This window comes from Sulfurospirillum sp. 1307 (genome assembly GCF_054408545.1).
In genome coordinates this window covers 1,049,834-1,055,931 of sequence record NZ_CP176011.1, presented here as the reverse complement: position 1 = coordinate 1,055,931, position 6,098 = coordinate 1,049,834, and the positions used below count along the sequence as shown (strand labels likewise).

At 30.9% G+C, this 6,098-nt stretch carries 4 protein-coding genes; all 4 read right to left on the bottom strand.

Annotated elements, in window-relative coordinates; genetic code table 11:
- Positions 1–27: 27 nt before the first annotated feature.
- Genes ACKGJI_RS05445 through ACKGJI_RS05430 form a run of 4 tightly spaced genes read right to left on the bottom strand, consistent with a single transcriptional unit; the run spans position 28 to position 6,027 of the window.
- Positions 28–645, bottom strand: a complete 618-nt coding sequence (locus tag ACKGJI_RS05445; RefSeq protein WP_458701563.1) for a response regulator transcription factor — start codon at positions 643–645, stop codon at positions 28–30.
- Positions 646–647: 2 nt separating this feature from the next.
- The gene (locus ACKGJI_RS05440; protein ID WP_458701562.1) at positions 648–2,024 is read right to left on the bottom strand and encodes an HlyD family type I secretion periplasmic adaptor subunit; all 1,377 of its coding nucleotides are present in this window, start codon (positions 2,022–2,024) and stop codon (positions 648–650) included.
- A gap of 9 nt (positions 2,025–2,033) precedes the next feature.
- Positions 2,034–4,208: a type I secretion system permease/ATPase gene (locus tag ACKGJI_RS05435; RefSeq protein WP_458701561.1), complete on the bottom strand. Its 2,175-nt coding sequence runs from the start codon at positions 4,206–4,208 to the stop codon at positions 2,034–2,036.
- 10 nt (positions 4,209–4,218) lie between these two features.
- Positions 4,219–6,027, bottom strand: a complete 1,809-nt coding sequence (locus ACKGJI_RS05430; RefSeq protein WP_458701560.1) for a TolC family outer membrane protein — start codon at positions 6,025–6,027, stop codon at positions 4,219–4,221.
- Positions 6,028–6,098: the final 71 nt, after the last annotated feature.

Sequence of the window (6,098 nt, the reverse complement as noted above, 5' to 3'; positions counted from 1 at the left end):
ATTTTTTATACTACTTTGGTGGTAAATTTAGATATTTTTTATATGAAGTGCTAAAGAGAGTCTATCTTTTACATGTAGTTTTGAGAATATTGAGCGAAGATGGACTTTGATAGTTGCTGGGGAGATAGATAATTTTTCTGCAATTTCTTGATTGCTTAGTCCATTTGCAACTAGTTTTGCAACTTCTAACTCTTTTTTAGTTAGGCTAGATATATCTGTATTTGTTTCATGCTTTAGTGTAGGAGTTACATCTTTTATGAGTTCTTGCATAAACTCAGGGTATAGCCAAACATTCTCACTTTTTATGATCTCTATGGCTTGGTTTAGTGGAGTTTTTGCCATCCTTGTGTTTCCATAACCTTTTATGCCAAGAGGTAGGAGTTGTTTTCCATTTTTGTATGATGGGATATCTTCTAAAAACAAGATTTTTAGTTTTGGATACTCACTGAGATAAAATGCTATATCATCTTTTGGCTCTTTAGTAAACTTACTATCAAATAGTAACAAAATATTTTCGTCATTTTTTAGTTTACTTTCTAACTCAATCTTATCCTTTACATGTAGAATATCTTTATGGGTTTGGTTTAGTGATTCTAGCCAATGAAAGAGTAAAGTTTTAGATTTTGTACACAAAATTATTTGCATATTTATCTCTCTCTAAGAGCTGTATTTTTAGCTTTTAATATAGGTTTTAAAAGATAATCTAAAACTGTTTTTTTACCAGTTAAGATATCTACACTAGCTACCATACCTACTTTGATTGGCAGTTTTTTGCCTTTGAAAGTTAAGTAGTTTTTATCAGCTTTTATTTGAACTAGATAGTATATCTTTTTATCTTCTTCCATGATTGTATCCGGACTTATATTGACAACTTTTCCTTTTAAACCACCATAGATAGAAAAATCATAAGCAGTTATCTTTATAGTGGCTTCTTGCCCTACAAATAAAAATGCAATATCTGAAGGTTTTATCTTTGCTTCAAGTAACAAAGAATCGTCATTTGGAACAATTTCTACTATGTCCATCCCAGGTTGTACTACTCCACCGATGGTATTTGCAAAAAGTTGTTTTACTGTTCCAGCTACTGGAGAGCGAACTACTGTTCTGTGAACTCTGTTGCTTAGAGCATTGATAGTTTTTTCTGTAGCTTTTAACTCAGCTTCGGCACTATTTAGCTCTTCTTTTGCTTTATTTTGAAATCCTAAAATAGTTTCAGAGTATTTCTTTTCAAACTCTTCAATACTCGCTTTTAGTCTTGGTATAGACAATTTCACAGCTTCAAGCTCACCTTTTGCATCGTTTTGCTGTCTTTTTAGTTGAATTAAATCTACATTTGAGATAACTCCTCTTTTAGCAAGTGGCTCTTTTATATTTATCTCTTTTGTTAGAAAATCCAAACTCCTTTTTAACTGTTTTACTTTTGCTCTAGCCTCTTTTAATTCACTCTCTTTTTGTTTAAGTTGTGATTTAATCACTTCAAGTGAGCTTTGGAGTTGTTTCATGTTTGATTTGTATAAACTTTTTTCATTTTCTAAAAAAAGTTTATAATCCAAATCATTTGTATTTTCAACAACATAATCTTTGCCATAAGCTTCAGCATATAATCTTTTAATTTTAGCTTTTAGCTCATATATTTTTATCTTATTTTCATCACGGCTACTTGATAGTAAAACATCTTGAAGTTTTATTAGTGGCTGGTCTTTTTTTACCACATCTCCATCTTTTATATAAATTGCCTCTACAATCCCGCCTTCTAGGTTTTGAACAACCTGAACTTTTTTAGCAGGTATTACTTTGGCTTCACCTCTTACTCTCTCATCAATTTGTGCAAAATAAGCCCAAGTAATCAGTGCAAAAATGCTTATAACAATAGTCCATAAAATTATCCTACTACCTAGTGTAGATTTTTCTAGTACTGCTGCACTTAGAGATTTCATGTACTCTAAGTCTGAGCGATGATAGTATTTGTCTGTTTTTATATCTTTTGAGGATATTTTTTTAAATTTCAATTCATTTTCAGCCATATCCCAACCTTATTTTACTGGTGCTCTTAGTTTGTTTAACACTTCATCTCTTTTACCATCTAAAATCAATTTTCCATTATCCATGATGATAAGTCTATCTACAAGCGCTAACATATTGGTTTTGTGAGTTATCAAAATCGTGGTTTTTCCTTGGATGTTATTTGCTAAGTGAAATTTGATTTTTTCTTCCATGACATTATCTACTGAGTTTGTTGGCTCATCTAAAAGTATGATAGGAGAATCAAGTAAAAATGCTCTAGCTATCGCAATGCTTTGTTTTTGCCCCCCACTTAAACCATCTCCTCTTTCACCAACTTGCATATCATAGCCTTTTGGATGAAGTTTGATAAAGTCATCTACTCCTGATAGTATAGAAGCTCTTAGCATTTGTTCGTCACTGGCATATGGTGCTTTATATAGTATGTTTTCTTTTACAGTACCTCTAAAAAGAGTAATATCTTGAGGAACATAGCCGATATTTTTTCTAAGATCAGCTGGATCGATTTGGCTAATATCAATTCCATCAATCAAAATAGAGCCTTCTTGAGGCTGATAAAGTCCAAGTATAAGCTTTTCGATAGTAGTTTTTCCTGAGCCAATCTTACCTGCAATGCCTACTTTTTCACCAGGCATTATTTTAAAAGAGACATTATCTAAAGCTTTTTTATCTTCATCTGGATATTTAAAAGTTACATTTTTAAACTCTATCATGCCATTGAACTTTTCTCTTTTGACAAACTCTTTGCCTTCTGGTCTATCAACAGGAAGTTTCATGATATTGTCTATATTTTCATATGCTGTTTTTGTATGTTCGTAGTTTGCTAAAAGTGAAGCTACTTGACCTATCGGAGCAATTGCACGAGATGATAATATAACAACTGCTATAAGTCCTCCCATAGTTAATTCTCTATCTTGGATGAGATAAACTCCATAGACCACAACTGCTACGGTATTTAGTTGAACAAAAAAAGATGTAACATTGCTAATAGAAGCAGATAAAATCCTAGTTTTTAAGCTCTTTGTTGAGATATCTCCTGTTGCTTCTTCCCACTGATACTGTGCAGTTCCAGCAGCTCCCATTGTTTTAATTGTTTCTATATTACTCAAAGATTCAATCAAAACTGAGTTTTTATGAGCGGCTGATTCGTAAGTGCTTTCTATGCTTTTATTTAGTGGTGATTTTAAGATGAGTGCATAAACAAAGATGATCACCATGATTGTCAAAGGAACAAAAGCTAAACTTCCACCGATAAAATGAATAACCAAAAGAAAAATCAAAACAAAAGGCAAATCAATAATAGTAGCGATGGTTGAAGATGTAAAAAAACCTCTTATACTTTCAAATTCTTTTAAATTATTTGCAAAGGATCCCACAGATTTTGGTCTAGCTGACATACTTAGATTCATAACTTTTTCAAAGATAATCGAGGACATAATGACATCACTTTTTTTACCAGCAATCTCTAAAAAATACGCCCTAATAAACTTTAAAAATATATCAAGAAGATAAACTGTAACTACTCCAATAGCCAGCACCCACAAAGTCTCAATAGCGTTGTTCGGAACAACTCTATCATATACATTCATAGTAAAAAGTGGGCTTGCCAATACAAAGATATTGATAACTAGCGAAGCAAAAATCACATCTATATAAATCTTTTTAGACTTCCACAAAGTCCCCCAAAACCAATGATGAGCTTTATCTTCTAATTTTATATCTTCTTTTTCTTCATGTCTGTATGTCTTTTTAAGATAAAAAGCAAAGCCAAGGTACTCTTTTTCTAAATCTTTTACATCAACCCAAATTTCACCTTCATCAAACTCCGGTAAAATTATCTTTGCATGCTGTTTACCTACATCAAACTCTTCTAAGATACAAGCTTTATTTTCTTTGAGTATCAATATACATGGCAATACCAAAGGTGAGATATCTTTGATAGCTCTTTTTACAAGTTTAGAGCTAAATCCAGCCCTAGCAGCTGCTCTTGAAAAACCTGATTTTGGCTTATCTAAAGAAAAAAGCTCTGGTTTTGCCTGTCCTTTTTCCGTAGGAAGCCCCTCGATTAGAGCTTCAGCAGTAAATGGTTTATTATTAAGTTTTGTTATGATTACTAATGCCTGAAGCAAAGAGTCTCTCGAAGATTCTTCTTGTAGTTTTTGATTTAAAAAGCTTTTTTCACTCATACTTACTCTTTTACTTTATCAATTTCAATTCAACGCGTCTATTTTGTTCTCTTCCTTCTTTTGTACTATTATCAGCTATGAAATTTTCTTCTCCATATCCATTTACAATCAATCTTGACTTATCGATACCATTTTTTATAAGTTCTTTTGCTACTATATTAGCTCTTTGTTTAGATCTTTTCAAATTAACTTCACTTTTTTCCCAAGAATCTGTATATCCTGATATTTCTATTTTAGCATCTGGATTATTTTTTGCTTCTTTGATAAATGAAACGATGTTTTCTTTAGAAATATCATTTATGTCATAACCCCATACTTTAAACCTAACATAAACTGGCTTCTCTTCTTGTTGGTCTATTTCTTGAGTATTCTCATTTGGTGTAATTTCTTTTTTAGTATCTTTAACTAAATTTTTACTTAATTCTTTGGATAATTCATCTAAGTTTTCATCAGTTCCCATTATCATAGGTATATTTTTAACATCATCATCTTTAGAAGAGTTATAGTTTTGCTCATAAATACTAGTATCTAAATTGATAATATCAAAAAACTTATCATCATATCTAGAAGCAAGTGTTCCTATGGCTTCAAGAAGTCTGTACTGAGCAAAAATATAATCATACCTTGCGATTATAAGCTCTCTTTTTGCTGAGTAAACTTCTTCTTTAGTATCTAAAATATCTAGCAATGTTCTTCTGTCTAAATCAAACTCTTCCATAAATAGATTAAGAGTTTTTTCACTTAATTCTTTGTGGATTTTAAGATATTTTATCTGTCTTTTTAGTGCTTCTTTTGATGCCCAAGCAAGGTTTATACTCTCATCTACTCTTCTTACTAAATCACTATAAACTGCACTTTCTTTTTGCATATTTTCATATGATTTCTTACTGCTTGCTTCATCAGCACCACCGTTGTAAAGGTTGTAATTGAATTTTAACATGATTGATGATGACTCATCTTTTCCATCAACTCCACCGACATTATAGTTCCAATCTTTTCTAGCTTCTAAATCAATCTTAGGATAAAACTCTTTTTTTGCATAATTGTAATTGTTTTTTTCTACATCAATATTTGCTTTTTGAACTTTTAGTGAAGGATTTAAAGATTTAGATAGCTCAATAGCTTCTTTTTTTGTTTTGGGAAGATTTTCTAACTCTTTTGGTTCATCAAGTTTATTTGGATCTATATAGTATCCATACATTCTTACAAAATTACTAACTGCATCATTATAATTATTTTCAACAACTGCAACATTTGATCTAGCTAATGCTAACCTACTAGCACTCTCTTTAAATTCAGATTCGGTTCCAACTCCAGCGCTCATTCTTTCTTTTATTTTATTGTCAATCTCTATATGAGATAAAACATTTTCTTGAGCAAGTTTTAAAAGCTTATTTTGTTTATAAAGAGCAAGATAAACCTCACTCATCTTAAGAACTGTTTTATTTGCTTGTTCTAAAACTCCAAACGCAGCTGAATCAAGCCTTGCTATTTGTCTTTTTATATTGTATTTTGTACCAAATCCTTCAAAAAGATTCTGATTTAAAACTACTCCAATCTCGCTTTTATTTAAGCTTTTATTTTTATAGTTCGTACTACTATTTTTTGTTGTTTCTCTTCCATATCCAGCAACTACATCTAAAGTTGGTTTATACCCTGCTTTTGCAATATCAACATCTTTTTTTATTGAATCATAGTATTTAACTGTTTCTTTAATCTGAGGCGAGTTTTTAAGCACTTCTTTATTTATATCTTCTATAGACACTGCATACATACACATTGGTACTATTAAAAATATACCCCAAATTTTACTTTTCATTACATAACCCTAAATAATCTATTTTTAACAAATATTACTAATATACACTTATATTGCTTAATTTATCATTA